The 26,144-nt window shown below is 64.1% G+C and carries 20 protein-coding genes; 14 read left to right on the top strand and 6 right to left on the bottom strand.

The window, feature by feature from the left end:
• The first annotated feature begins 173 nt into the window (after positions 1-173).
• The gene (locus tag DZC52_RS00425; RefSeq protein WP_116649150.1) at positions 174-1,352 is read left to right on the top strand and encodes an acetyl-CoA C-acyltransferase; all 1,179 of its coding nucleotides are present in this window, start codon (positions 174-176) and stop codon (positions 1,350-1,352) included.
• A 482-nt stretch (positions 1,353-1,834) separates the two neighbouring features.
• Here the strand turns inward: DZC52_RS00425 and DZC52_RS00420 are convergent, their stop codons facing one another.
• A complete protein-coding gene (locus tag DZC52_RS00420; protein ID WP_181918690.1) occupies positions 1,835-3,136 on the bottom strand; it encodes an NAD(P)/FAD-dependent oxidoreductase in 1,302 nt (433 codons plus the stop codon).
• 54 nt (positions 3,137-3,190) lie between these two features.
• Here DZC52_RS00420 and phhA point away from each other — a divergent pair, with 54 nt between their 5' ends.
• From phhA to DZC52_RS15340, 9 genes are all read left to right on the top strand, one after another.
• Positions 3,191-3,991, top strand: coding sequence for a phenylalanine 4-monooxygenase (gene phhA / locus DZC52_RS00415; RefSeq protein ID WP_116649148.1), 801 nt, complete (start codon positions 3,191-3,193; stop codon positions 3,989-3,991).
• Positions 3,992-3,993: 2 nt separating this feature from the next.
• Positions 3,994-4,332, top strand: a complete 339-nt coding sequence (locus DZC52_RS00410) for a 4a-hydroxytetrahydrobiopterin dehydratase (protein WP_116649147.1) — start codon at positions 3,994-3,996, stop codon at positions 4,330-4,332.
• Complete coding sequence (locus DZC52_RS00405) at positions 4,325-5,275, top strand: AAA family ATPase (RefSeq protein ID WP_116649146.1); 951 nt, start codon at positions 4,325-4,327, stop codon at positions 5,273-5,275. Before DZC52_RS00410 ends, DZC52_RS00405 begins: the two co-directional genes overlap by 8 nt.
• Positions 5,275-6,240 carry a DUF58 domain-containing protein gene (locus tag DZC52_RS00400; protein ID WP_116649145.1) on the top strand — a complete coding sequence of 322 codons (966 nt, stop codon included), beginning with the start codon at positions 5,275-5,277 and terminating at the stop codon, positions 6,238-6,240. Before DZC52_RS00405 ends, DZC52_RS00400 begins: the two co-directional genes overlap by 1 nt.
• Positions 6,237-8,219, top strand: coding sequence for a transglutaminase TgpA family protein (locus DZC52_RS00395; protein WP_181918689.1), 1,983 nt, complete (start codon positions 6,237-6,239; stop codon positions 8,217-8,219). The genes DZC52_RS00400 and DZC52_RS00395 overlap by 4 nt, the downstream gene beginning before the upstream one ends.
• Positions 8,220-8,261: 42 nt before the next feature.
• Positions 8,262-8,810: a Slp family lipoprotein gene (locus DZC52_RS00390; protein ID WP_116649143.1), complete on the top strand. Its 549-nt coding sequence runs from the start codon at positions 8,262-8,264 to the stop codon at positions 8,808-8,810.
• Between the two features lie 46 nt (positions 8,811-8,856).
• Complete coding sequence (gene lexA, locus DZC52_RS00385; protein WP_116649142.1) at positions 8,857-9,486, top strand: transcriptional repressor LexA; 630 nt, start codon at positions 8,857-8,859, stop codon at positions 9,484-9,486.
• An 81-nt stretch (positions 9,487-9,567) separates the two neighbouring features.
• Complete coding sequence (locus tag DZC52_RS00380) at positions 9,568-11,589, top strand: alpha/beta hydrolase family protein (RefSeq protein ID WP_116649141.1); 2,022 nt, start codon at positions 9,568-9,570, stop codon at positions 11,587-11,589.
• 417 nt (positions 11,590-12,006) lie between these two features.
• Positions 12,007-12,582 carry a hypothetical protein gene (locus DZC52_RS15340; RefSeq protein ID WP_147307561.1) on the top strand — a complete coding sequence of 192 codons (576 nt, stop codon included), beginning with the start codon at positions 12,007-12,009 and terminating at the stop codon, positions 12,580-12,582.
• 1,786 nt (positions 12,583-14,368) lie between these two features.
• Here the strand turns inward: DZC52_RS15340 and DZC52_RS00365 are convergent.
• The 3 genes from DZC52_RS00365 to icd all read right to left on the bottom strand — a co-directional run bounded on the left by DZC52_RS00365 (position 14,369) and on the right by icd (position 19,470).
• Positions 14,369-17,233, bottom strand: coding sequence for a TonB-dependent receptor plug domain-containing protein (locus tag DZC52_RS00365; RefSeq protein WP_220338231.1), 2,865 nt, complete (start codon positions 17,231-17,233; stop codon positions 14,369-14,371).
• 185 nt (positions 17,234-17,418) lie between these two features.
• Positions 17,419-18,213, bottom strand: a complete 795-nt coding sequence (locus tag DZC52_RS00360) for a nitrilase-related carbon-nitrogen hydrolase (RefSeq protein WP_116649137.1) — start codon at positions 18,211-18,213, stop codon at positions 17,419-17,421.
• Positions 18,214-18,216: 3 nt separating this feature from the next.
• Positions 18,217-19,470, bottom strand: a complete 1,254-nt coding sequence (gene icd / locus DZC52_RS00355) for an isocitrate dehydrogenase (NADP(+)) (protein ID WP_116649136.1) — start codon at positions 19,468-19,470, stop codon at positions 18,217-18,219.
• A 64-nt stretch (positions 19,471-19,534) separates the two neighbouring features.
• Here icd and DZC52_RS00350 point away from each other — a divergent pair, with 64 nt between their 5' ends.
• Positions 19,535-20,260: a hypothetical protein gene (locus tag DZC52_RS00350; RefSeq protein WP_116649135.1), complete on the top strand. Its 726-nt coding sequence runs from the start codon at positions 19,535-19,537 to the stop codon at positions 20,258-20,260.
• A gap of 3 nt (positions 20,261-20,263) precedes the next feature.
• On the opposite strand, the gene DZC52_RS00345 is transcribed toward DZC52_RS00350, so the two are convergent.
• Positions 20,264-22,516, bottom strand: a complete 2,253-nt coding sequence (locus DZC52_RS00345) for a transketolase C-terminal domain-containing protein (protein ID WP_116649134.1) — start codon at positions 22,514-22,516, stop codon at positions 20,264-20,266.
• A 221-nt stretch (positions 22,517-22,737) separates the two neighbouring features.
• Positions 22,738-23,901: an acyl-CoA dehydrogenase family protein gene (locus DZC52_RS00340; RefSeq protein WP_116649133.1), complete on the bottom strand. Its 1,164-nt coding sequence runs from the start codon at positions 23,899-23,901 to the stop codon at positions 22,738-22,740.
• A 227-nt stretch (positions 23,902-24,128) separates the two neighbouring features.
• Between DZC52_RS00340 and DZC52_RS00335 the strand changes: the two genes are divergently transcribed.
• The 3 genes from DZC52_RS00335 (at position 24,129) to DZC52_RS00325 (ending at position 25,331) form a co-directional block, all read left to right on the top strand.
• Positions 24,129-24,521, top strand: a complete 393-nt coding sequence (locus DZC52_RS00335) for a hypothetical protein (protein ID WP_116649132.1) — start codon at positions 24,129-24,131, stop codon at positions 24,519-24,521.
• Positions 24,522-24,642: 121 nt separating this feature from the next.
• Positions 24,643-24,993, top strand: a complete 351-nt coding sequence (locus DZC52_RS00330) for a c-type cytochrome (RefSeq protein ID WP_116649131.1) — start codon at positions 24,643-24,645, stop codon at positions 24,991-24,993.
• Complete coding sequence (locus DZC52_RS00325) at positions 24,990-25,331, top strand: c-type cytochrome (RefSeq protein WP_116649130.1); 342 nt, start codon at positions 24,990-24,992, stop codon at positions 25,329-25,331. The genes DZC52_RS00330 and DZC52_RS00325 overlap by 4 nt, the downstream gene beginning before the upstream one ends.
• Positions 25,332-26,144: the final 813 nt, after the last annotated feature.

Below are 26,144 nucleotides of genomic sequence, written 5' to 3'. Positions count from 1 at the left end.
AAGCCTTCGGACACGAAGCAGGTGCCTCGTGCCTTGAACGCTTCCCTAAACGCTGGTGCGACGGCTTCTCCAATCGAGACCGTCCTGAAACCTGAAACCTGAAACCTATTCCAGAACAGTTGCCGAAAGCCACTGAATCAAGACCAGACACCAAGACATCCGAGGACTCCACCATGAGTGACGCATACGTAGTCTCCGCCGTAAGAACCCCGGTTGCCCGGGCGTTCAAGGGCGCCTTCCGCAACTACCGCCCTGACGACATGCTGGCCCACGTCATCCGCGAATCGCTGGCCGAAGTGCCCGGCCTCGATCCGGCCCGCGTCGAAGACGTGATCGTCGGCTGCGCCATGCCGGAAGCCGAACAGGGCATGAATGTCGCCCGCATCGGCGCCCTGCTGGCCGGCCTGCCCGACAACGTGCCGGGCGTGACCGTCAACCGCTTCTGCTCCTCAGGCCTGCAGACCATCGCCATGGCTGCCGACCGCATCCGGCTCGGAGAGGCCGACGTGATGATCGCCGGCGGCACGGAGACCATGACCATGGTCCCGATGATGGGGCACAAGGTGGCCATGAATCCGAAGGTGTTCGCCGACGACAACGTCGCCATCGCCTACGGCATGGGCATCACCGCCGAGAAGGTGGCGAACAAGTGGGGCGTCTCGCGCGAGGAACAGGACGAGTTCGGGTACCAGTCGCACCAGAAGGCGATCAAGGCCATCGACGGCGGCGAGTTCACCGAGATTCGTCCGGTGACGGTGACCAACCGCGTGCCCGGCCCGGACGGCACCGTACGCGAGATCGAGACCGTCGTGGACACCGACGAGGGTCCGCGCCGCGACACCACGCCGGAGGCATTGGGTAAGCTGCGCACGGTGTTCGACGCCAAAGGCAGCGTCACCGCGGGCACCAGTTCACAGATGTCCGACGGCGCCGGCGCCCTGGTGCTGGTCTCCGAGCGGGTAGTCAAGGAGCTGAACCTGCAACCCCTGGCCGTCTTCCGCGGCTTCTCCGTGGCCGGCGTGCCGCCGGAGATCATGGGCATCGGCCCGATCGAGGCCATCCCGAAAGTGCTCAAGCAGACCGGCATCGGCAAGGACGAACTCGACTGGATCGAACTCAACGAGGCCTTCGCCGCCCAGGCCCTGGCCGTGATCCGCAACACCGAGCTCGATCCGGACAAGGTCAACCCGCTCGGTGGCGCGATCGCCCTGGGCCACCCGCTGGGCGCGACCGGCGCAGTCCTCGCAGCCAAGATGATCCACGGCCTGCACCGCCGCGACCAGCGCTACGGCATGGTCACCATGTGCGTGGGCACCGGCATGGGCGCCGCCGGCATTTTCGAAAAACTGTAAGCACAAGAAACCGCTGCAAAACGTAGCGAGCGGGTGTCTGACGGTGGCCGCCGGAGCGCAGGAACCGCAGCGCAGGCGAAAGCACGGTGCGGTTTGCGCGCAGCGCAAAAAGCGCCGGGCTGCAGCCGTGGCGCGTGTATGTGCTGATACATGAGGATTCCGAGCACGCGCTTGACGGCGCGCCGCCCTGGCTTCTTTCCTTCGGAAAACCGTCCAGGGCTCTGCGCCTGCGCTGCCGGACGCCGTCAGACGCACGCGCAGTAGTTTTGCAGCGGTTTCGAAAAAAAGGCGGCGCAGGGGATGCGCCGCCTCAACCCCCCAGCGAGTCCCGGGCAGGACTCTCCTGGGTGCGCCCGTACCAGCAAACGGGCTGACCTGCCAAAGGTGTTGCCACACAGTCTGACAAAAGTCCGGACACCCGGATAGAAGCAAGTGCCGCGACGACGGGTAAGAAATCAACCCGACGGCTTGTAGGAAATTTCCTACAAGTGGGAACGGCGATCGCGCAAGCGGTCGCGTAGCTGCGCCTGCCAGTAGATCCCCTGCCCCACGGCGCGGCCGAGAGGCCCGCCGGCCCAGACCGGCCGCCAGCGCTCGAACTCGGCCAGGCGCCGACCGTCGCCGCAAAGGGCTTCGGCCATGATCTCGCCGGCCAGCGTGGTCGTGGCCATGCCGTGGCCACCAAAGGCGAGCGCGTGCCAGACGCCGTCCCGGTTCCGGCCGAGCAGCGGCATTTCATGGCGCGCATAGCTCATCCACCCGCCCCAGGCGTACTCCAGTTGCACATTCTCAAGGTCGGGAAAGACGCGCGCCAGGTCGCGCCGCATCAGGCGGCGAATGGCGGCCGGCGAGCGGCTGGCCATGGAGATGCGGCCGCCCCAGAGCAAGCGGGTGTCGGGCAAGGGCCGGTAGTAATCGAAGGCGAAACGCGTGTCGTAGACGGCCACCGGACGCGGCAGGTGTCGCGGCAGGCGATCGCCGAGGGGTTCGGTAACCGCGATGTAGGTGGCCACGGGCTGCAGGGCGCGCTGCACCGACGGCACCAGCTTGCGGTCATAGCCGCCGGTGGCCAGCACGAGTTCGTCGGCCTCAAGCGTTCCCCGTTCGGTTTCCACCCGCCAGCGGCCGCTGGATCGGTCGACGCTCAACGCGCGCGATCGACCGAAAACCCGGCCACCCGCGGTCTCGATGCGCTCGGCCAGCCCGCGAATATGCCGCAGCGGGTGGAAATGGAAACTGCCGGGCTCCAACAAGCCGCCGCCGTACCGATTCGAACGCACCCAGTCGTTCATTCTGGCGGCGGGGATCCATTCAAGTTCGAAGCCGAGCCGCCGGCGCATCCGCTCGGCCGTGGCCTGCATGGTCTCCGCCTCGTCGAACCAGTCGGCGAGGAGCACCCCGGCGTCATTGACGTGGCACTCGATGCCGAAGCGCTCGATGCGCCGGCGAATCAACGCAACGGCATCGCGCGTGTAGCCGTGCAGGCGGGCGGCCGCTTCCTCGCCCACCTGGCCGATCAGGGCGTCGTTGCCCAGCGAGTAGCCGGCAAAAACGAAGCCGCCGTTGCGGCCGGAGGCGCCGGCACCCGGCCCCTGATCGTCGAGCACGACCACATCCTCGAGGCCGCGCTCGATCAGGCCAATCGCCGTGGCAATGCCCGCAAGGCCGGCGCCGACGATCGCCACGCGGCAACGCTGCCGCCCCTCGAACACCGGCCAGTCCCGCGATCCGGCCTTGGACTCGTACCAGCTCGTACCCGGCCAGTGTTCGGCACCGGTGTTCATGGCAGCCCGCCGCTCAGGTGATAACATGATGTGGATAACTCAAAGGAGGTGCTCATGGGCAAGTCAACCAAGTACGAAGCCAAGGTGCCGGACGAAAACGGCATCATCCCGTACACCGACGAAGAGCATAGCGTCTGGCGCGACTTATATGCACGCCAGATCGAGGTCATCCGGGGCCGGGTCTGCCAGGAATTCCACGACGGACTGGACATCCTCGACCTGCCCCACGACCGCATTCCCCAGCCCAAGGAAGTCTCGGAGGTGCTGCGCGAGCGCACCGGCTGGGAAGTGGCGCCGGTACCCGCGCTGATCAACTTCGACAAGTTCTTCAAGCTGCTCTCGGAGAAGAAGTTTCCTGCCGCATCCTTCATTCGCACGCGCGAATCGATGGATTACCTGCAGGAGCCGGACATCTTCCACGAGATATTCGGCCACACGACCATGCTCACGCACCAGGCTTTCGCGGACTTCACGCACGCCTACGGGCTGGCGGGGGTCAAGGCCTCCAAGAAGGAACGCGTCTTCCTGGCCCGCCTGTACTGGTTCACGGTCGAGTTCGGCCTGATCCAGAACGGCAGTCAGCTGAGCATCTACGGCGGCGGCATCGCCTCCTCGCCCGGCGAAACCGTCTACTCGCTCGAGAGCGATGAGCCCATTCGCCGGCCGTTCGACCCGATCGACGCGCTGCGCACGCCGTACCGCATCGACATCTACCAGACGGTCTACTACGTTCTCGACCGCATGGACGATCTGTTCGAACTGGCCAACACCGACCTGCTCGCCCTGATCCGCAAGGCACGCGCGCTGGGCGAGTTCGAACCCACCTATCCACCCAAGAACAAGGAAGCAGCCTGATCATGTCCGATACCCTGACCGACAAGAAGTGCGTCCCCTGCGAAGGGGGCACCGATCCGCTCGACCGCAATCGCGCCGAGGAGCTGCTCGCGCAGATCCCCGGATGGCAGATCGACGCCGACGGCAAGAAGATCTATCGCCGCTTCGAGTTCAAGGGGTTCTACAAGACCATGGCCTTCATCAACGCCATGGCCTGGATCGCCAACCAGGAGGGCCACCATCCGGACTTCGAAGCAGGCTACAACTTCTGCCTGATCCATTTCACCACCCACGCCATCGACGGGCTGAGCGAGAACGATTTCATCTGCGCAGCCAAGGTCAACGCACTGCTGGATGAATAAGCCCTCGACGGCCCGTAGCGGGGCCCCGCTGGCCGAAGATCTGGCCAGGGCCCGGGCGACGGTCAACGAGATCATCGTCGACAAGGGCGAGGTCATCGACCTCGCCTTCTCGGCCCTGCTCGCGGGCGGGCACCTTCTGATCGAAGACCTGCCCGGGGTGGGCAAGACGACGCTGGCACAGGCCCTGTCCCTTGCAGTGGGCGGCGACTGGCAGCGAATCCAGTTCACCAGCGACATGCTGCCGGCCGACATCCTGGGTGTCTCGATGTTCCGCCGCGAAGGCGAGCAATTCGAATTCCGCCCCGGTCCGATCTTCGCCAACGTCGTCCTCGCCGACGAAATCAACCGGGCCACGCCGCGCACCCAGTCGGCGCTGCTCGAGGCCATGGCCGAAGGCCAGGTCACCGTCGACGGGCGAACGCACGAGTTGCCCCGCCCGTTCTTCGTGATCGCCACGCAGAATCCGCTGGACCTCACGGGCACCTACCCCCTGCCCGACTCGCAGCTGGACCGCTTCCTGCTGCGCACCCGAATCGGCTATCCGTCGGCGGCCGAGGAACGCCGCCTGCTGACCGAGCCCGATCGGCGCAACCTGCTCAAGGACATGGAGCCGTCACTCGATCCGAACCGGGTCATGGAGCTGATCGGACTCGCCGGCGAGCTCCACGTCTCCGAGCCGGTACTCGACTACATCCAGGCCCTGGTTGCGGCCACGCGCTCGCATCCTGCGGTCAAGGCGGGGCTGTCCCCGCGCGCGGCGCTCGCCCTGATCCAGACCGCGAGGGCGCACGCCCTGGTCATGCAGCAGGATTTCTGCCTGCCCGACAACGTCCGCACGGTCTTCCCGGCGCTGGCCGGGCACCGCCTGCAGCCGGTTGCCGAATCGGGCATGGACGGCGACGCGGTGGCCGCGGAGATCCTGGAGTCCACCCCCGTTCCCTGATGGCCCAGGCCACCGGTTCACGATCCGGTTCGCGGCGCCCGAATCTGCTCGATCGCTGGCTGCGGCGGCGCACGCGCCTCGACCTCCCGCTGACGCTCGCCTACCGACGTATCTTCATCCTGCCGACCCGGTTCGGATGGATGCTGGGCGTCCTCATGGGCGCGATGCTCATCGGCAGCCTCAATTTCAACAACAACCTCGGCCTGCTGACCACCTTCCTCATCGCCGCCACCGCGGTCAATTCCATGCTGCTGGCCTTCCGCAACCTCGACGGCCTGCACCTTCGCCACGGCAAGGCCCGGCCCGTGCATGCCGGAGAGCCGGTCGAATGGCGGATGGCGGCGATCAACGAATCGGCGCGGGACAGGACGGGCCTGCAGCTCGACTCGGGCGAGGCGGCAAGCGGCTTCGACGTGCCGGCCGGAACCACGCAAGAAGTCACCGTCCGGCTGCCGGACCGGCATCGCGGCTGGCACCGGCCCAGAAGGATGCGCATCCAGACTACCCAGCCGCTCGGCCTTTTCCGGGCCTGGTCCTGGATCGAGCCCACCTCGCGCTTTCTGGTCTGGCCCAGGCCGGCCAGCGGCGCGCCGCCCTTGCCCGAAGGAGGCGACGACCGGCAGGGTCTGCGCAGCCAGGCCCTCGAAGAAGGAGAGGATTTCCACAGCCTGCGTGAATGGCGGGAAGGCGACCCGCTCCACCGCATCGCCTGGAAGGCGAGCCAGCGCCACCAGACACTGCTGTCGCGACAATTTCGGCGCGAGCGCTCACGCGAGGTCTTTCTCTGCCTCGAGCGCGCTCCCGGTCGCGATCTCGAAGAGCGGATCGGCATCGTGACCGCCTGGATCCTGCGGGCCGAGCAACAGAAACGCCCCTGGATCCTCGAAATCGGCGCGCAGCGACTCGGCCCCGATGCCAGCGAACGCCACAAGCACGAATGCCTCCGGGCCCTGGCGGAACTGTGAACAGGCCTGCAACGCACCTGCCGCTCGGCCCCGTCGCCTGGACCGTCGCCACCTTCCTGGTTGCGGCCCTGCCGCACCTGCTGGCGATGCCGCCGGTGCTGGGCGTCGTAGTGTTCGCGCTGTGCGGCTGGCGACTGCTGGTGGCCCGGAAACGGTGGCGCCTGCCGCCGGGCTGGCTGCGACTTCTGCTGACGATCGCGGCAATCGGGCTGCTGGCGGTCAGCTACGGCGGGCTCTGGGGCCGGCGCGCCGCCACCGGCATGCTCTGTTTGATGCTGGCAGCCAAGATGATGGAACTGTCGCGCCTGCGCGACCTGCGCATGGTGGCCTCGGTCTCCCTGTTCCTGATCGCCAGCCAGTTCCTTTTCAACGAGCGGCTCGTCCTTCTCGTCTACCTGTTCGGCGGCGTGCTGCTGGCTCTCGCCGCGCTTCTTCGAATCCAGCAACTCGACGTCAACCGCCGAACCGCACCGGGCGGCGATGTGGCGCTGCTCCGCCAGAGCGCCTTACTGCTGGTGTCTGCCCTTCCGATGGCACTGGCCCTCTGGGTGACCTTTCCCCGGCTGGCCGAGCCGCTGTGGGGCCTCCCGGACGAAGTGATGGACGGCAAGACCGGGCTGTCCGACAGCATGTCGCCCGGGTCGATCGCCAACTTGTTCCTTGACGACTCGCCGGCTTTCCGCGCGGAGTTCGCCGGCGAGCCGCCGCCGCCCAGCCAGCGCTACTGGCGCGGCCCCGTGCTGTGGCGCTTCGACGGAGACACCTGGGAACGCGCGTTCCTGCCCTCGCGCACCGAGGCGCCGCGCGTTCCGCCCGGATCGAACGACTACCGCTACACCGTCCAGCTCGAACCGCATGAGCGTCGCTGGTTGTTCGCCCTCGACCACCCCGTCCGGGTACCACAAGACGCGCGACTGTCGCTGGACTTCCAGCTGACCCGTCGGAATCCGATCACGACCCTCACGGAGTACTCGGTGCGCAGCAATCCGGATTTCACCGACATGCCGAGGCTGCCGGTGACGCTGCGGCAACTGGCAGTGAGCCTGCCCGAGGACCGCAATCCGAGAACGCGCGAGATGGCGCTCGAACTTCGCGAGCGATTCGAAGACGACCGCGCGCTGATCGACCACGTACTCGACTGGCTGCGAACGGAGCCCTTCTACTACAGCCTGGAGACGGCGCCGCTGGGGCGCCATGGCGCCGACGAATTCCTCTTCGACCTGCGTACCGGCTACTGCGAATACTACGCCTCGGCCTTTGCCGTGATGATGCGCGCGGCCGACATTCCGGCGCGCGTCGTCACCGGCTATCAGGGCGGTTTCTGGCAGGAAGGCGGTCAGTATCTGCTCGTCCGAAACTCCGACGCCCATGCCTGGGTTGAAGTCTGGCTCGAGGGCAGCGGCTGGACTCGTGTTGACCCGACCGCGGCGGTCTCACCGGCCCGCATCCGAAGCGGTGCGGGCAGCGTGGCCGGCGGCGGCGAAGGCCTGGAATGGCTGCGCGCCCTGCGCAACCGCTACGACCGGCTGCAGCATCTCTGGAATTCCTGGGTACTTGGCTTCGACGCCGACCGTCAGCAGCGCATGATGAACTTCTTCGGCCTGCCGAACCTCTCGCGCACGGGCATGGCGCTCCTCATGGCCGGCGTTCTCGGCCTTATCGTGCTCGCCCTCGCCTGGGCCTGGCTGCGCCAGCCGGCGCGATCGCGCGATCCCGTAAGGCGCGCGTGGCTGCGCCTGGCGCGTCGAATGCAGCGCCGCGGGCTCGGCCCCGGGCTCGGTGAAACGCCATTGGCCTGGGCCGAGCGCGTCGCTCATCGCCTTGCCGACGGAGCGCGTTTTCTCGAGCTTGCGAGGGACTACTGCGCCATTCGCTACGGCGACCGCGGCAACGAGGCCGACCGGCAACGCTTTATCCGCGCAGCGCGGAGATTCCCGGTCCGGCGAGCCGTTGAACCGCGACGCGCCGCCAGCGTCTAAACTGGCAGTATCCGATTCGCCTCAAGCACGAGGAGTTCGATCATGAAAGCCATTCGCCTCGCCCTTCCCGCAATCGCCCTGGCGGCCCTGCTTGCGTCGGGCTGCGCCACGGTGCCCGAACCCCTGGGCGGGGAGTACCCGCCGCTCACGCCCGAGCAATCCGGCGATCAACACGTCGGCCAGCGCGTGCGCTGGGGCGGCAGCATCGTCGACACCCGCCCCGGAAAGGCCGAGACCTGCATCGAGATACTCGCGCGCTCGCTCGACGACAGTGCACGTCCCCGGGGCGGCGACGCCAACCAGGGCCGCTTCCTCGCCTGCCGGGAGGGATTCGAGGATCCCGCGGTTTTCGAGGGCGGGCGCGATATCACCGTCGTCGGCACACTGACCGGGTTCGTGGAAGGCCGGATCGGAGAGTTTCGCTACGTCTATCCACGCGTGGCCGCCGACACCCTGTTCCTCTGGGGCGAGGAGCGGCCGGTGCGCTACTACCACGACCCCTGGTTCTACGACCCCTGGTGGCCCTACGCGCGGTTTCCCTGGTCTCACTCGCGCTGGCATTTCTCCGGACACATCATCATCACGGACTGAATACGGCCGGGCGACCCAGCGAACTGTTTTTTGATACAGTAGCAGGATGCAACTGACCGCGCGCCAGCAGCAGATCCTGGACTTCATCGAGCAGCGGATGGCGGCCGACGGCCTGCCACCCACCCGCGCCGAGATCGTCGAGCATTTCGGCTTCGCTTCGCCCAACGCCGCCCAGTGCCACCTGCGGGCGCTGGCCGAGCGCGGCGCCATCGAGCTGCGGCCCGGTCGAGCCCGGGGCATCGTCCCGCTTCGCACCTCGCCCGCCCCCGAACCGGACGCGACCACCACCCGCAGCCTGCCCGTCATCGGGCGAGTCGCCGCCGGCTCGCCGTTGCTTGCAATCGAAAACCTCGAAGACGAAATCCGGGTCGACGCCGAACTGTTCCACCCGGCGCCCGACTACGCGCTGAAGGTCCGCGGCGACAGCATGGTCGGCGCCGGAATCGACGACGGGGACCTGCTTCTCGTACACAGAACCCCCGAAGCGCGGGCCGGCCAGATCGTGGTTGCCCGCATCGACGGCGAGGTCACCGTCAAGCGCCTGCGCCGCAAGGGCCGGGGCATCTTTCTCGACAGCGAAAACCCGGCCTACGCGAGCATTCACGTCTCTCCCGGCAGCGATTTCGCCATCGAAGGACTGGCCGTGGGCAGCATTCGCGCCTTCCAGCCCGCCTGAACTTGCGAGCGCCGTGACACCGCATTGAGTAAACTGTCGCTCAGTCCGACCAAACCAATCAACCTCCAGAGGATCAGCAAAATGACCCGAAGGTTTTCAACAATCGTTCTCCTGGTCAGCGCCCTGCTGGCGACGGGATTCGCCCACGCCGAACAGATTTCCGCCGAGTCCCTGGCGAAGATCCCCAATATCCAGTCGGTGTCGATCAGCGCCGACGGGGAGCACCTCGCGGCCATCATCGCCCTGCCCGGCTCGGACAACAGCGAGACGGCCCTGGCGACCTGGGAACTGGACAACATGGGCCAGGACCCGGAAATCACGCCCAGCGGCGACAAGATGAAATTCATCGCCGCCAGCGCCCTGAAGGCTGGCCGAATGCTCGTCCTCGGCCGACAGGAATGGACCGGTCGCCTCGGCGGCTGCGGCGAAGGCAAGATGTCCGGCGCCACCCGGACCTTCGTCACCAAGGCCTACCTGACCGACGCCGAACACGAAGAGTTCGAAGAGGCCTTCGCCCAGAACGTACGACGCATCGGTATCAGTGAAAACACAGAGCGCTGCCTCGAACTCAGCGGCGAAGCCAACCTGGTCAGCAACCTGCCCCTGGATCCGCATCGTGTGATCATCCAGCAGCTCAACGGCCTCACGCTACAGGGCAACTACTACCTGTACGACCTGCGCGACGGCAGCACCGAGTTGCTGGTCAGCTCCAACGCCGGCAGCTCGCCCAGCCTCTTCCACCCCCGCACCGGCGAGGTCCTCGCCCGCAGCGATCTCGAATCGGTCGACGGCGAATACGTACAGCGCATCCTGCTGCGCAACGACGAAGGCGAGTTCGAAGTCCACGACAAGCTGACGACCAAACTCAGCGAGCGCCACTCGGTCACGATCGAGGGTATCGACGAGGAAAGCGGCAAGTTCTACGTGCTCACCGACCAGTTCTCCAACCAGGTCCAGGCACGCATGTACGACCCGGCCAAGCGGGACTACGATCCCGAGCCGCTCGTCGCACATGACAAGTACTCGATTTCGGGGCTGGTATTCGGCAACCGCCGGTCGAACTTCAACCAGTTGCTGGGCTTCCGGATCGCCGGCCCGCGCATGCAGACCGTCTACGTCGACCCGACCATGCGCAGCATCCAGGACGGCCTGGAGCAGGCCTTCCCCGACCAGCACGTGTCGATCAACGGTTACACCGACGAGATGACGACCGTCCTGTTCAGCACCTCGAGCAACCGGCATCCGCCCACCTACCACCTGTTGCGCGACCGCAAGCAGGTCGAGACCATCGGCAGCCAGCGCCCCTGGATCGAGCCGGAAGACATCGGCGAGCAGCGCTGGGTCACCTACGAAGCCCGCGACGGCATGGAAATTCCGGCCATCCTCGACCTGCCTGCGGGCTGGGAAGAGGGTGACGAGCCGCTGCCGACGATCATCCACCCTCACGGCGGGCCCTGGGCGCGCGACAGCATGGGCTGGGACGCATCCGGCTGGGTCCCCTTCCTCACCTCGCGCGGCTATGCCGTACTGCGCCCGCAGTACCGCGGCTCCGCCGGACTCGGCCGTGAGCTCTGGATGGCCGGCGACCGCGAGTGGGGCAAGAAGATGCAGGACGACAAGGACGACGGCGCCGCCTGGCTCGTGGAACAGGGCATCGCCGACGAGGGCCGCATCGCGATCTTCGGCTACTCCTATGGCGGCTTTGCCGCGGTGGCGGCCACCGTGCGGCCCGACGGCCCCTACAACTGCGCCATCGCCGGCGCCCCGGTCAGCGACCTGGGCCGCCTGGGCGTGACCTGGAGCGACAACCGCCTGCAGCGCATCCTGCAGGGGCAGACCGTCACCGGTATGGACCCGATGCGCAACACCGACAAGGCCGACATCCCGATCCTGCTCTACGTCGGCGACCGCGACGTGCGCACGCCGTCCTGGCACGCGGAGAACTTCTACAACGCGGTCAAGGAGCACGTGCCTGCACGCTTCGAGCTGGTACCGGACATGCCCCACAGCATGCCCTGGTATCCGCGCCATCAGACCCAGACCCTGGGCCTGATTGAGGAATTCCTCAGCAGCGGCCACTGCGGGATGGACACCCGCGCCTGACCTGGGCGCTGACGACCCGCTTTCAGCAAGCCCGCCGCGTCTCTCGATGCGGCGGGTTTTCTTTTGCCGACCTGGGAAGATTTCGCGTCATTGCTTGACTTGTACATTAAGTGCAACCCGCGCACACAATTGGACATGCCAACAACAAAATTCAATTGTTGATTAACTTCTCGTTTTAAGCAATCAAATTTGATTCATCTCCCTTACGTCAGAAGCCCGCCCCGCCCACTCAGCACGCCAGATGCTTATAGCTGAGAGTTTTCTTGACACATTCTGACAGACTCTGATACACCTATACGCGCTACCAAAAATGTAGCAAATGGCGTATGAGCAGCGAGGGGGGAGTGATGTACCCGGCAAAATCGGTCATCCTGCTTGTTCGCGTCTTTTTTGACATCACATTGTTAGGAGACGGGAATGAAACCAATTGCACCACTCACGATTGCTATCCTGATTTCAGTCACACTGCTTCCGCTTTCAGCAATTAGCCAGGAGCGCCCCAACCCTGCCATAGAAGCAAAAGCTGTGGCTTTGGAAATTGCAAATAGTCAGGCGTCGATTCGATCCGAAGCTGAACTCCAGCAGAATCTTCGCTCCAAGTCCAGCCCCCTCCACCAACTGTCTCCCGGAGCCAAAGAGCGCCTGATTGACAGTCTTGTGTTCACGGAAACTGGCTTGGGCAGCATGCGCACCGACGACATCAGCCGCGAACTCAGCGAACAGCAAATTTACGAGCTAGCGAAACTTTTTGGAGTGCAATTTGAACTTCCCAAGCTCATTACCCCTTCCGTATACGACAAGGAGGATCAAGCACTCTACAGGCTAATCCAACAGCCAACTACCGAAGGGGAACTCCAGTCCTGTGGTGGCTGGCCTCCCAGCGATTCTGGCTGCCTTGAAGACGGTGACGTTTGCGTGCAAATGGGAGGCGGCAGAACATGCATGCCGCTACCAATGAACGTCTGCTTCAGCAACTGCGAGTCATCCGGTTAATGTCCACCAGGGGCGGCTTGGCCAATGATGCCAGGTCGCCCCATCTCCGGTGTATCAATCACCACTAGTCAATATGCAGCACATGCCGGCCTTGCTCCGCTTTGATCTAACTCTATTGCCGGAAGCACCCAAGCCTTCAAAATCTGACCAGCGCGTAACCCATAGAGCCCCACTCAGAGGCACTGAATGAATGCAGTTGGATGTGTTCAAGAACTGACATACCAAAGGCCTGTTCAGGCCATAGCTGGAGCCACCGCCCTCAGGGGGGCACTACTAGTCGGAATATTCACGGCAGTCTTTCTGGGCTTGTCTTCAGCCGTGACTGCAACCCCAACCGATGATAACCATAAAGAGCGCTTGAGACACGACATCCTATTGGGTTATCCAACGCATCACTCCACTACTGACCATCAATACAAATCAGACCTGTATCCGACCCGACAAACTTCAAACTGGGTACAAGATACGTTTGACCGACTTTACTCTGCAGATGATTTCGCCTCAGAATTAGGTTCTGTGAGCCATGAAACCCTTCGGCTCCGGTTTAGTGCGGCCTCAACAGCCGTCTTCTTTACGCACAGCACGAGGCACCTGCGATTCTTGGAGCGCGCTTTCGATGAATTGAAGCAAAGGGAAGCATCTACAGCGTCAGACTACCGGGTGTTATTCAAACACTACATACGACTTCGGGAGTTCAGAAAAGCCGCCCAGCTCTTCCCCGATAACTGGCCCGGTCTATCGGACCACATTCCCCAGATTACTGATAATGACACTGCACAAGCCCCACATAGCGTGGAGTCCAGGCCCGTTTGGAGACTCGGCGAGAACCATTCAACCATGGCTAGATCAACTCTCGACTTGTCAGGAACACACGTAGTCGTGACCTTCGACCCAAAGTGTAGCGCATCAATGCAGGCCGTAGAAGCGATACGAAACAATCGGGAATTGAGCTCCATCTTCAGGCTCCAAGGCTGGTTCCTGATCCCACCGTCATCAAGCCTCTCGATCCCCACGTTACGTGAGCTCCCGAGCTTTGCTCCTATAGGCCAACTAGCCTTCATTGACAAGAGGTCTCAATGGAGCGAAATCCCTTCTTGGTCAACTCCGGCATTTCATATCTACATAGACGGCAACCTAGTTGACGTAATGGTCGGATGGAAAAGCGAGGAGAGCTTGCGTGAGTTCTTGGCCAAGCAGAGAATCATGGTTACGGAATAAGGCCTCGAATGGCCCATTGGTGGTATAGCAAGCCACTTGCGCCCCCGATGATTGGAAAGTCAAAATCAGCTAGGACATTTGCGGACCCCGAGGGACCAGTAGTGAACTGAGCAGCTTCGGTCTTTAATTGCGCCAGCAAAGATCCGGAGTCAGCCGTGCAACCATGACTCTTGCCCTGGACCTAGCCCAGCCACGGATTCCAGGGACAGCGGCCCACATATCTCACTCCTGCAGGCCTTGAATGCGATGCATGTTATCAATGAGCTTATCCAGGGTTGCGGAGACCTCATGCCACTCCGCGCTGGGCGCCGCCGGACGAAATGCTTCCACGACGGAACTGCAGCTCTACCCTGCCGATTATCGCTTGAGCCGATCTCTAAATGTTGAAACCGTGAGCTTCTCGGCCGCTCCTTCCTTCCGCAACGTAGTCACAATTAATTCTCGGGAACATATATGGTGAGTGGACACCCCCACGAAAGAAAGAGATGTCCACACCAAGCCGACAATAGGAAAAAAGGGGCGGCGCTTGCACGCCGCCCCAAAAGGGTCTTCAGAAGCGTTCGTTTGCTTAGAAGTAGTAGTTGAACCGAACGAAACCGGTCCGGCCACGCGGGTCATACTGCGTAGCAGCAAGCGGGATATTTCCGCGGCGCTGAACGCTCGAGGACACGAGCGGCGGCTCCTCATTGAAGAGGTTGCGAACGCCGGCGAGGATCGACCACTTATTCTGTTCGTAAAGAACGGAAATCGTGTGGTACAGGCCGCGCTCAGCGGTGATGTCCTGGTAAGCCGGATCGAAACCGAAGTACGTGGTTTCTTCGTCGACGAACTTCTTCAGGTCGGTGCGACGGATGTATTCAATGTAGTAATTGAACGTCCAGTCGTCACGCGTGAGAGACGTGCGCAGGTTGCTGACCAGCTTCGGTCGACCGATGATGCCGTTGCGATCATTGTCGTCAAAGCCCTGGGCCAGGCTCGGGTCGAACAGCTGTTCGAGGTCCTCGAACACCCAGGTGCTCTGGTTCTCGACGACCAGGCGACCGAAGGAGAACAGACCGTCGTAGCGGAAGTTGACGTCAACACCGCGGGTCTTCTGACGGTCCACGTTCAGGAAAGAATCGCGAACTTCCGTGATGTTATACGGAGCGGTGGGGTGGTCTCCCGCGTTGCGGTCGAAAAGATCGCAGAAGGCGTTCGGGTAATTCGGCGAACCGTAGCAGCCGCCCAGGATGGAACCGGCACCCAGCTGGGCCACCTGGTCCTCTACTTCCATCTCGAAGTAGTCGACAGCGATACTGAAGTCCGCGAACGACGGCGTGAGAATCAGGCCGGCCGTGAACGAGTTCGAAGTCTCGGGCTCGAGCACGCCAAGACCACCGCCGGACACGATCGTGGCGGAAGACGAAGCACCAGCGTCATAGTCTCCCGGGATGCCGGCAGCAGCACAGTTATTACGCAGCGTCTCGTTCGTGCTCTCGGCCCAATCGATGCAGGGATCCACCGCCAGCTGGCTCAGGAAACTGGTCTGATCACCCAGGTACAGCTCATACAGAGCCGGAGAGCGGTAGGAGGTGCCGTAGGTGCTGCGCAGGCGAACCGTCGGGTTGATCTGCCAGTTCAGGCCGGCCTTCCAGACGTAATCCGAACCCGTGGAGTCGTAGTCGAACCAGCGGCCCGACGCATTGAGGGTCAGCGACTCGAAGGGAGTCTCGCCGGCCAGGAGCGGCAACTCGATTTCCGCGAAGCCTTCCACGACGGAATCATCACCCTTGGTGACCTGAGCAGAGGAAGAACCCCAGAGGTCACCGTCCTGCGAGAGCTGGCTCGGCACGTCGTCGATACTGAAGTCACGATACTCGGCACCGAAAGCAACACCGACCGGGCCGGCCGGCATCTGGAACAGGTCACCGGTGATGATGCCCGTGGTGACGAACTGGTCGTAAACCGTGTTGCCTGTGTGAACTTCACCGATGGTCGCAACCAGCTCATCCATGCGCTGACCGCTCAGGATCTCCGGGCTGTAGTAGGGGAGCTGCGGAGCGCGAGTATCGAACCGGACGTCACCGGAACGCGAGGCCACGATGCCGTTGCTGGTGTAGTCACCATCGGAACGCGAATACGAAGCGTCGACGCTCCAGGTCCACAGGCTATTGCCGATCGAACCTTCAAGCCCCGTGGCCACATAGTAGTAGTCGACCTCGACATTGCTGTTCGACGGGTAAGGAATGATCGGGCGACCGATCCCAGAGGGCACCGGCGTGATGTAGTCCGGACTGTCAGGATAAACGTAGCTCGGGATCGGGGCGTTGGCGCCGCCGGTCTGCGGGAAGAACTGACGCCAGCCTTCGGCCGTGGTTTCTCGCTTGTTGTAGAGCCACTCGGTGTCCCAGGTCACGCCGCCGGCGAAGTCCAGGTTGAACTCCGAGGCACCGTACAGGCTCATGCGTTCCTGGCGGTTGATCGCGGTCTCAGAGGCTGCGAACGGGAAATTGGTCACAATCTCGTAGTAGGCTTCACCGTTCGAGCCCGGATCGTCATACCGCAGAGGGGTGCGCGGACGGTAGCCGGGGATCAAACCAATGGTCTCGCCGCCCGGGGACGGAATGTAGCGTACACCGGTAAGCAGGTCATCCACTGCATTCGCAAACAGATTGTCGCAACCGGCCAGGTCGGTGCCGGCCAGAATCGAGCGGTCTTCCCGATCGATGCGATTGCCTTCTGCGTCGTAGAAGAGGTCCTGCGGGCACTCAAGAAAGTCGCGATCGCGGTGCCGCAGTTCTTCCTGGAGGTGGTACTGCGCAGCAACGACGACACTACCACTGGCGAAATTCCAACCGTAACCGGCCGAGCCCTGATAGGTGGCGCCGCCGGCCTCTTCGGGCTGGCTGATGCTCAACGAAACCTCACCCCCGTCGAGATTCTTACGCGTGATCACGTTCACGACGCCGGCAACAGCGTCAGAACCGTAGATCGAGGAAGCGCCATCCTTGAGAATCTCAGCGCGCTGGACAATCACTTCAGGGATCACGTTGAGGTCAAAGGCGCCGACCTGGCCGCGAACGCCGGCCGGGCCGGGGCGACGGTTATTGAGCACCACCAGCGTGCGCTGGGCGCCCAGACCGCGCAGGGACAGCGAGTTGATACCCGTGCCGCCCTCGATCACGAAACCGTTGAAGGTGTTGTTGTACTGCGTGGAGCCGGCAGCAACGCTGGAACGCTGCAGATACTCCGCCGTGCTGATCTGACCGACCTGCGCCTGCGTTTCGGCAGTGATCACCTGGACCGGCGAGGTGGAACTGTACTCGGCTCGGCGAATCAGCGAGCCGGTAACCTGGACTCGGCCGAGATCGGCGGCCTCTTCATCCTCATCGGCCTCGTCCGTCGTCTCTTCGGCGACGTCTTCTTCCGAGTCGGAATCCTGATCCTGCGCCATGACCGGGTTCCAGATCAGACCCAGCATTGCGAGGAAAAACAACAAGCTGGCGAGGGCCAGCCTACGCTTGATGAGAGTCAACATCCCTTTTTACTCCCTGAAGTTACAAATTGGTTAAGGGAGTATAGCCTCTCGATTCGGGTCGGGCAATCGTTAAATGCCGCCAATTTGTTCACTTTCGTGAACTAACGGAAGCAAAACGGGTCGCGGTCGGCCAGGAATGGAAGGGCCGAGCGGAAGTCGTCGAGAGCGGCCTTGTCAAGCGTGGCCCGACCGCAGGTTTCGATGGGCCCGAGCTCGAGCAGGCGTTTCCCGTCGGGTCCGCGGATGACGGTGTCCCCGGCATAGTCGAGATCGTTGCCGTCGCGACCGCAGCGATTGACGCCGATGACGTAGGCCTGGTTCTCGATTGCGCGGGCCTTGAGCAGGCTGCGCCAGTGATCGGCCCGGGGCGCCGGCCAGTTGGCCACGAAAAGCTGGATGTCGAAGTCCCGGTCGTTGCGACACCAGACCGGAAAGCGCAGATCGAAGCAGACCTGCAGATCGACGCGCCAGCCCTTCCACTCGACGACGACCTGCCGCTCACCAGGGCTGTAGCGCTCATCCTCGCCGCCGAAACCGAATCGATGGCGCTTGTCGTAGGTAACGGGCTCGCCGTCGGGCGGCAGGAAGATCATGCGGTTGAAGCGCCTGCCCCCGCCGCCGTCGATCACGAGGCTGCCGCAAATCGCGGCGCCGCGCGAGCGCGCCTGCTCGCGCATCCAGGTCACGCTCGGCCCGTCCATGGATTCAGCCTCCAGGCCGGCGTCACCCAAAAAGCCGGTGGAGAAAGTCTCGGGTATGACGTAGAGATCGCAGCCGGGCTGGGCGTCCATCATCGCCGCCAGGCGGCGGCGATTGGCGTCCGGATCCTGCCAGACGAGGTCGGCCTGGACCAGGCCGACCTCGAGGGTCTCGGCAACGTCGTGCGCTGCCGACACCGATCAGGCCTTCCGGATGGCCTCGACCAGCGCGTCGGCGAAGCCGGAGGTCTTGACCTCGGTGGCGTCGTCGCGCTGCCGGGCGAAGTCGTAGGTCACCGTGCCGCCGACGACCACCTTCTCGAAGGCGTCCTCGATCAGGCGACCCACTTCCGGCCAGCCGATGTAGTCGAACATCATCACGCCCGAGAACAGCAGCGAGGACGGGTTGACCTTGTCCTGGCCGGCGTACTTCGGCGCGGTACCGTGGGTGGCCTCGAACACGGCCACATGGTCGGCCATGTTGGCGCCCGGCGCGATGCCGATGCCGCCGACCGAGGCCGCGGCCGCGTCGGAGAGGTAGTCGCCGTTGAGGTTCATGGTCGCCAGCACGTCGAACTCGGCCGGGCGCAGCTGCAGCAGCTGGAACATGATGTCGGCGATGCGGTCCTTGATGACGATCTTGCCTTCGGGACGCTTGCCGTCGTGCTTTTCCCAGAGCTCGTCCTCGGTGATGGTCACGTCGCCGAATTCCTCGGCGGCCAGCTCGTAGCCCCACTTGCGGAAAGCGCCCTCGGTGAACTTCATGATGTTGCCCTTGTGGACCAGGGTCACCGACTCGCGATCGTTCTCGATGGCGTATTCGATGGCCTTGCGCACCAGGCGCTTGGTGCCGAACTCCGAGATCGGCTTGACGCCCAGGCCGGCACCCTCGAAGAATTTGGCGCCCATTTCCTCGCGCAGGAACTTCGCCAGCTTCTCGTTCTCGGCCGTGCCGGACTCGAACTCGATGCCCGAGTACACGTCTTCGGTGTTCTCGCGGAAGATCACCACGTCGAAATCGTCGGGCTTGCGCAGCGGCGAGGGCACGCCCTGGTAGTACTTGACCGGGCGCACGCAGGCGTAGAGGTCGAGCGTCTGGCGCAGCGACACGTTGAGCGAACGGAAGCCTTCGCCGACCGGCGTGGTCAGCGGACCCTTGATGGCCACGGTCAGGTCCTTGATCGCGTCGAGGGTTTCGTCGGGGAAATAATCGCCGTCGTAGATGCCGGCGGCCTTCTCGCCCAGGTAGAGCTCGGCCCAGTGCACCTTGCGCTTGCCGCCGTAGGCCTTCTCGACCGCGGCGTCCCAGACCTTCAGGCAGGCCGGCGTGATGTCGACACCGATGCCGTCACCTTCGATGTAGCCGAGAATCGGCTCGTCGCCGACGATCATCTTGTCGTCTTCGACGCGAATCTTCTCGCCCGATTCGGGCATTGAGACGTGCTTGAAACCCATCTTGCATCCTCTTAACGCGAAAGCCGCTAGTTTACCACCGACGCCTTGATACTCGCTGCCGGTCATGGACTCGAAAAGGAGGGACAAACGCGCCTGGCCGACGGCGGCCGTGCTGGCCCTGTCGCTGCTGCTGCACGCGGGGCTGCTCTTCCTTCCGCTACCCGGACCGCGCCACGAAAGCCCCCGGCGCGACGCCCCGACAGTAACCCTCGACCTTCTGCCCCGGCCCGCAGAGCGCGCCGCTGACAACCCGGAGCGATTGCCGGAACCGGAGCAAGCGCCGCCCGAGCCAACGCAGCGCACGGCAGAACCCGATTCTCCCGAGCCCGAGGTTGCGGCCCAGAGCCCGGCGAAGGAACCCGCACAGGCGGAGGCGGAACCAGCCGTCGCCCCGGCTCCACCCGATACCACCGCAACGGCCGACCGAATGCAGGCCCAGTTGCTGAGCGCCGCGCGCGCCCTCGGCCGGGAAAGCGAACGAGCCGAAGATGACAAGGGCTTGCAGTACGAAGCGGCGCCGGCCCTGCCCTCGCAACCGGGCTGGCTGAATCAGTACACCGGCCCGGTCACCGCGTCGATCGATCGCTGGAAGGGCAACGACGGCAGCCGGAGCGCCCGCATTGTGACCGGCAGCGGCCAGGTCTTCTGCATACGCACCCGCGCGCCCACCATCGCGGAAACCTTCAACCCCTGGATGTCCTCGGCAGTGGGTATGGTGCGTGATTGCGGCCGGGAACGGCCCCGGGCGCCCGACGGGTCGGATCCGTGGGTACGTCGGCCGGAGGGATAGGTTTCAGGTTTCAGGTTTCAGGTTCGCGGCCACTTCCAGGCAGGCTTCGAGCAATTCTTCCTCGGTCGCGAGGATCAGGTTGGCCGCATCGCCCAGCGGGATGTAGCAGTCGGCGCCGGTCAGACGCTTGATCGGGCGATCGGCCACGCCGGCTTCGACCAGGGCGGTGACCACGGCTTCGCCGATGCCGCCGTCGGGCCGGCCCTCGTCGAAGACGACCACGCCGGAACATTCGCCGGCATGCCGGGCAATGGCTTCGACGTCGAGCGGCTTGAGCCAGCGCAGGTCGAGGACGCGGACGCGCTTGCCCTCCTGCTCGGCCAGGGCGCGTGCGCAGCGCAGCGCCATGGGCACGCCGTTGCCGAAAGTGATGACCAGCAGGTCCCGGGCCGCTTCGTCATAGACGCGCGGCGTGAACATCGGCAGGTGCTCGCCCGGAGCGGGGTAATCGAAGCTCCACTCGCCGTCGTCCTTGGCGTGCAGGTCCTTGGTCATGTACAGGGCGATGGGCTCGAGGAAGGCCGCCACCCGGCCGTCGACCTGCGCCAGGGCCGTCATGGTGCGCAGCATGTTCACTGCGTCGTCGCCGCGGGAAGGACAGCCGATGACCAGCCCGGGAATGTCGCGAAGGGCGGCAATCGAGTTGTCGTTGTGGAAGTGGCCGCCGAAGCCCTTCTGGTAGCCCAGGCTGGCAATGCGCATCACCATCGGGTTGCGGAAGCGGTTGTTGGAAAAGTACTGCAGCGAACAGGCCTCGCCGCGGATCTGGTCGCAGGCGTTGTGGAAATAGGCCAGGTACTGGATTTCCGGAATGGGCAGGTAGCCCATGGCGCCGTAGCCCTGCGCCAGGCCGAGAATCGTGGTTTCGTCGAGCAGGGTGTTGAATACTCGCCGCGGCCCGAAGCGCCAGGCCAGCCCCTTGGTCACGGTGTAGACCCCGCCCTTGCGACCGACGTCCTCGCCGAAAGCCAGCGCCTGCGGGTACTTGATCAGGAGATCGGTCAGGGCCCGGTTGATCTGCACGGCCATGTGCTTGGCCGGCTGATTCTCCGGCAACAGGCGTTCATTGCCGAACACCCGCATTCGCTCCTCTTTCGAAGGCATGTGCGCCGCCTCGCCAGCGACGGCGTCCCGGCTGAGCGGGGCGAGCGGCTGCATGACCTCTTCGCGCGTGGTGATCCGCCCGGCGCCGTCGGCGCGGTCGGCCTCGGCCAGGCAGCGTTCGGCCAGGACCTTGTAGCGCTCGCGTACCTGCGCAGGCGTCATCAGGCCCCGGCCCACGACCGCCTCCGCGGAGGTCTTGAGCGGGTCGCGCCCCTCGGCAGCCTCCAATTCGGCGCTGGGCCGGTACTCGATCTCGAAATCGGTGCCGGCATGGCCCATCAGGCGCGTGGTCTTGAGGTGCAGGAAGACCGGGCGCCGCCGGGTGCGACATTCGTCGACCGCTCGCTGGACCGCGCCGTAACCCTCGACCAGGTCGAGCCCGTTGGCGTAGTGGTAACTGATGCCGTGGCGAGCCCGCATGCTTTCGGCCACCCAATTGGTCGGCGTCGGTACGGAGATGCCGATGTCGTTGTCTTCGCAGACCAGCAGCACCGGCACGGACAGGCTCTGGTGGCGCGACCAGGCGCAGGAGTTGATGGCGGTCTGGGCGGCCGCGTGGTTCAGGCTGGCATCGCCGAAGCTGCACACCACGATCGAGTCGTCGGGCACCGGGAGCTCATGGCCGCCTCCCTTGCCGTGCGCGATCGCCAGCGCCGTCCCGACCGCCTTGGGCAGGTGGCTGGCGATGGTCGAGGTCTGGGGCAGGACCCAGAGATCGGGGTGGCCCCAGACCTTGTGACGCCCGCCCGAGGCGACATCCTCGCGGGCAGCGGCAAAGCTCAGGCAGGTGTCGCGAATAAAGTCCAGCCCCTGGCGCTTGCGGTAGCGCTCGGCCATGAACCCGCCGGAGCGATAGTGCAGGAAGGCCGGATCGGTCTCCCGGGTCAGCCGCCCGACCATCGCGTTGCCCTCGTGGCCGGAAGAACCGATGGTGTAGAAGACCTTGTTCTCCAGGCGCTTGATGCGCGCCATCAGATCGAGCTGGCGCGAAACCATCTGGCTGTCGAACAATTCGAGCAAGTCGGCGTTGGGCAAACCCGGCCGGTCCACGACGGCCACCCGCCCGCCCTCGATGGCCGCGAGGTGGTCGAGGAAGTTCTCGTCGACGACTTCGGCACGATTGATATTACGGTTCGACGCTGGCTTCGACATCAGGGATGCTCTGCTTCAAACGAAGGGGCTTCGAATTCGGCTCAGGTTTCAGGTTTCAGGTTGCAGGTTTCAGGAAGAAAACAGATGCTCCGGACTCAGGAATCTCGCCAACTTTCTTGCACTCTCAGCCAGTACGGCGGCCAGCTTGTCGGCAACGCACGCGCGTACTCTGAAGCGCTCCTGAACCCTGAAACCTGAAACCTGAACCCTTCATTTGATTTTTAAAACGCGTTATGCCCCGTCAGCTCCCGACCGATCACCAGCTGGTGCACGGTCTCGGTGCCTTCATAGGTGATCACCGACTCGAGGTTGAGGGCGTGGCGGATGGCCGAGTACTCCAGCGTGATACCGGAACCGCCGAGCAGGTCGCGGCATTCGCGGGCGATGTCGAGGGCCATGCGCACGTTGTTCCACTTGGCCAGCGAAACCTGACTGGGGTGCAGCTTGCCCTCGTCCTTGAGCCGGCCAAGGCGCCAGGAAAGAAGCTTGGCGCTGGTGATGCGGCGCGCCATGTCGGCCAGCTTGACCTGCGCGCTCTGCGTGGCCGAAACGGGTCGGCCGAACAATTCGCGCTCCCCACAGTAGTCGAGCGCTTCCTTCAAGCAGGCGGTGGCGGCGCCGATCGGCCCCCAGGTAATGCCGTAGCGCGCCTGGTTGAGGCACGACAGCGGTCCCTTGAGCCCCTTGACGTTGGGCAGTCGGTTGGCGTCGGGCACGCGCACGTTGTCGAAATAGAGTTCGGAGGTAATGGAAGCCCTGAGCGACATCTTGGCGTGGATCTCCCGCGCCTCGTAGCCGTCGAAGTCCTTCTCGACGATGAAGCCCTGGACGCCGTCGTCGGTCTGCGCCCAGACGATGGCGATGTCGGCGATGTTGCCGTTGGTGATCCACATCTTGGCGCCGTTGAGGATCCAGTCGTCGCCGTCCTTCCTGGCGCGGGTCTTCATGTTGGACGGATCCGATCCGCCGTGCGGCTCGGTCAGCCCGAAACAGCCGATCACGCGCCCGGCCGCCATCTCGGGAAGCCAGCGTTCCTTCTGCTCCTCGGAGCCGAAGGCGTGAATGGGATACATGCACAGCGAGGACTGCACGGACACGAAACTGCGCAGGCCCGAGTCGCCGCGCTCGAGTTCCTGGCAGATCAGGCCGTAGCTGGTGGCGTTGAGGCCGGCACAGCCGTAACCCTCGAGGCTGGAGCCGAGCAGGCCCAGGTCGGCGATCTCGGGGATGAGTTCGGCCGGGAACCGGGCTTCGTCGAAGCACTTCGGAATCAGCGGCAGGGCCTTTTCGTCGACGAAGCGGGCGACGGCGTCGCGAATCATCCGTTCCTCGTCGGACAACAGGTCGTCGATTTCGTAAAGATCGAGCGGATCGAGTGAGCGCATGGACTATCGAATCGTGGATTGAGTCAATCGTCCCATTGTACGTGATCGAATCGGCAACAGGCACCGGAATGCGTGCCGCCCGCCGCGAACCCCTGCTTTTGACCGCCCAGGGTCGGTGTGGTATCAAGGAGCGTGTCGGGCGTTGGCTATCGGCGCACCCGGCGCAGCATCCGAGGCGCCTTCCGACCATTCCCCGCCCGGTCCGTTCATCGACACGGAGGTGGAACATGAAGTACCTGAGCACGCTGATCTCCGCTGCGGCCCTGGCCGCGCTTTGCCAATTCGCCGTCGCGGCCAACGGCGAACCCGCCAAGGCCCGCGTGGTCGGCGGCCCGCCCGACCCCGTCCAGTACCTCTACGAGGTGGAGCTGACCGCCATAAACGGCGAGCGCATCATCCCGCGCGAGATGCTCACGCTCGAACCGGGCGACTACACCCTGACCGCCCGCATTCCGGCCCAGGTCACCGAGCCGGCCGTGGGGCAGCGCAAGCGCCGCTGGGATCGGCACGTCGACTTCGACATCACCCTCGAACCCGGCCGCGACTACAGCGTTCGGGTCAAGTGGAACCGCAGCAGCCTCGAAAAGCCCTACGAGCTGCTGATCGAGGAAATGGACTGATCGCAAACCGTCCGGAGTGAGGGTCGGGCGCCGGCCCTCCCGCCCCGGGCTACGGACAGTTTCCTCAGCGCCGGCCGGCTGGGTATAATAGGCGTTTAACCATTTCCACCTGGCGAAACACATGCTGAAGCGAATTCTTGTCGTTGCGGTTGTCGCTACGATTGCGGCGACGATCAGTCACGGCGCACTGGCGCAGAACCAGAACGAGGGCGACGCAGAACGCGGTCGCGTGATTGCCTACACCTGTTTCGGCTGTCACGGCATCCCCGAACAGAAGAACGTCTACCCGACCTACCCGGTTCCCAAGATCGGCGGCCAGACCGAGAGCTACATCGTCTCGGCCCTGAAGGCCTATCGTGCCGGTAACCGCCAGCATCCCACGATGCGGGCACAGGCCAACACGCTCAGCGACCAGGACATCAACGACATCGCCGCCTATTTCGTCAGCCTGCACGAAGGAGACGACTCATGAAGGCTCTTGCCCTGACCCTCGCCGCCTCCGTCCTTCTGCTGTGCGGCAGCAACGCCCTTGCCGCCGGCAGCGCCAGCCGCGGCCTCGAAAAGTCACAGGCCTGCCAGGCCTGCCACGGCAAGGACGGCAACCTGGCCGTCACGCCGGATACGCCGATCATCGCCGGCCAGCACGCCGGTTACCTGGAATACGCCCTCAAGCAGTACCGCTCCGGCGAACGCCAGAACGCGCAGATGAACGGCTTCGCGAGCGGGCTCAGCGACCAGGACATCGCCGACCTGGCGGCCTGGTACGCCAGCCAGGAAGGCCTGGTGACGCCGCAGCTCGACGAGAACTAGGCTCGCGGGCTCCATCGGAACCCGGCGCGAAAGGGCCGCCCCGTTGGGCGGCCTTTTTCGTTGGGGATTCATTCGTTTGTGGGGGTCTCGAACCTCGCGGGCGTTAGTCGGGACGGTGCTACTGGTCGCGGTCGGAGCTTCGACAAGTCAAAATCTGTTTCGCCCGGGCTCGCTTCGCGAGGTTTTGCGGCGACTCACTTTTGTCAATCGCGACAAAAGTAAGCAAAAGCGCTCTTTAACTTCAAAGTCCCACGCTTGGTTGTCTCAGGAGCTGGAAGACTGCGGGGGCTGGCCCCTTTGGTTGGCGGGCTTCGCGACGGCCCGGCTGGTCGCGTGATGCCCGGGATACTTGCTGAAAGTGGCCATGGGAAGGATCCGGGGCTTGCGCTCCTGATCGGTTACACCGCGCGCCTCGCGCGCGCCAGCTGGCAGGATTCCAGCCTATAGATAGGTGATTGGCCCGGACGGGCCGCTATGCCGGCGATTTTCGTGGGAGCGGCTTCCAAGCCGCGATGCCGACCTTGGGCCTTGTCATTGCGATCTGGAGATTGCTCCTACGGCCAGGTCGCCGCCTTCGATGCCGAGCCGCTCTCGTGTCGGCTTCGCCCCATTCCCGCTACATCCACCGGATCCTCCGACGGCATCCTCGCGAAGCCACCGCCCCGAAGGGGCCAGCCCCCACAGCCCCCTAAGAACCGAACCAACCGAGCGTGGGACTTTGACTTTGAAGAGCGATTTTTGGTTACTTTCTTCGCTCTGGAAAAAAGTTACCCGGCGCAAGAGCCTGCGAAGCAGGCCGGCCGGAACGCCTTT

It is taken from the genome of Wenzhouxiangella sediminis (assembly GCF_003410055.1).
GTDB lineage: Bacteria > Pseudomonadota > Gammaproteobacteria > Xanthomonadales > Wenzhouxiangellaceae > Wenzhouxiangella > Wenzhouxiangella sediminis.
This window is presented reverse-complemented; position numbering and strand designations above follow the sequence as displayed.

Coding starts and splice junctions, on each gene's coding strand:
- DZC52_RS00335 (WP_116649132.1), top strand. CDS start 24,129: ATGAAGTACCTGAGCACGCTGATCTCCGCTGCGGCCCTGGCCGCGCTT.
- DZC52_RS00365 (WP_220338231.1), bottom strand. CDS start 17,233: ATGGCGCAGGATCAGGATTCCGACTCGGAAGAAGACGTCGCCGAAGAG.
- DZC52_RS00380 (WP_116649141.1), top strand. CDS start 9,568: ATGACCCGAAGGTTTTCAACAATCGTTCTCCTGGTCAGCGCCCTGCTG.
- DZC52_RS00420 (WP_181918690.1), bottom strand. CDS start 3,136: ATGAACACCGGTGCCGAACACTGGCCGGGTACGAGCTGGTACGAGTCC.
- DZC52_RS00345 (WP_116649134.1), bottom strand. CDS start 22,516: ATGTCGAAGCCAGCGTCGAACCGTAATATCAATCGTGCCGAAGTCGTC.
- DZC52_RS00410 (WP_116649147.1), top strand. CDS start 3,994: ATGTCCGATACCCTGACCGACAAGAAGTGCGTCCCCTGCGAAGGGGGC.
- DZC52_RS00330 (WP_116649131.1), top strand. CDS start 24,643: ATGCTGAAGCGAATTCTTGTCGTTGCGGTTGTCGCTACGATTGCGGCG.
- lexA (WP_116649142.1), top strand. CDS start 8,857: ATGCAACTGACCGCGCGCCAGCAGCAGATCCTGGACTTCATCGAGCAG.
- DZC52_RS00405 (WP_116649146.1), top strand. CDS start 4,325: ATGAATAAGCCCTCGACGGCCCGTAGCGGGGCCCCGCTGGCCGAAGAT.
- icd (WP_116649136.1), bottom strand. CDS start 19,470: ATGGGTTTCAAGCACGTCTCAATGCCCGAATCGGGCGAGAAGATTCGC.
- phhA (WP_116649148.1), top strand. CDS start 3,191: ATGGGCAAGTCAACCAAGTACGAAGCCAAGGTGCCGGACGAAAACGGC.
- DZC52_RS00425 (WP_116649150.1), top strand. CDS start 174: ATGAGTGACGCATACGTAGTCTCCGCCGTAAGAACCCCGGTTGCCCGG.
- DZC52_RS00325 (WP_116649130.1), top strand. CDS start 24,990: ATGAAGGCTCTTGCCCTGACCCTCGCCGCCTCCGTCCTTCTGCTGTGC.
- DZC52_RS00340 (WP_116649133.1), bottom strand. CDS start 23,901: ATGCGCTCACTCGATCCGCTCGATCTTTACGAAATCGACGACCTGTTG.
- DZC52_RS00390 (WP_116649143.1), top strand. CDS start 8,262: ATGAAAGCCATTCGCCTCGCCCTTCCCGCAATCGCCCTGGCGGCCCTG.
- DZC52_RS15340 (WP_147307561.1), top strand. CDS start 12,007: ATGAAACCAATTGCACCACTCACGATTGCTATCCTGATTTCAGTCACA.
- DZC52_RS00400 (WP_116649145.1), top strand. CDS start 5,275: ATGGCCCAGGCCACCGGTTCACGATCCGGTTCGCGGCGCCCGAATCTG.
- DZC52_RS00350 (WP_116649135.1), top strand. CDS start 19,535: ATGGACTCGAAAAGGAGGGACAAACGCGCCTGGCCGACGGCGGCCGTG.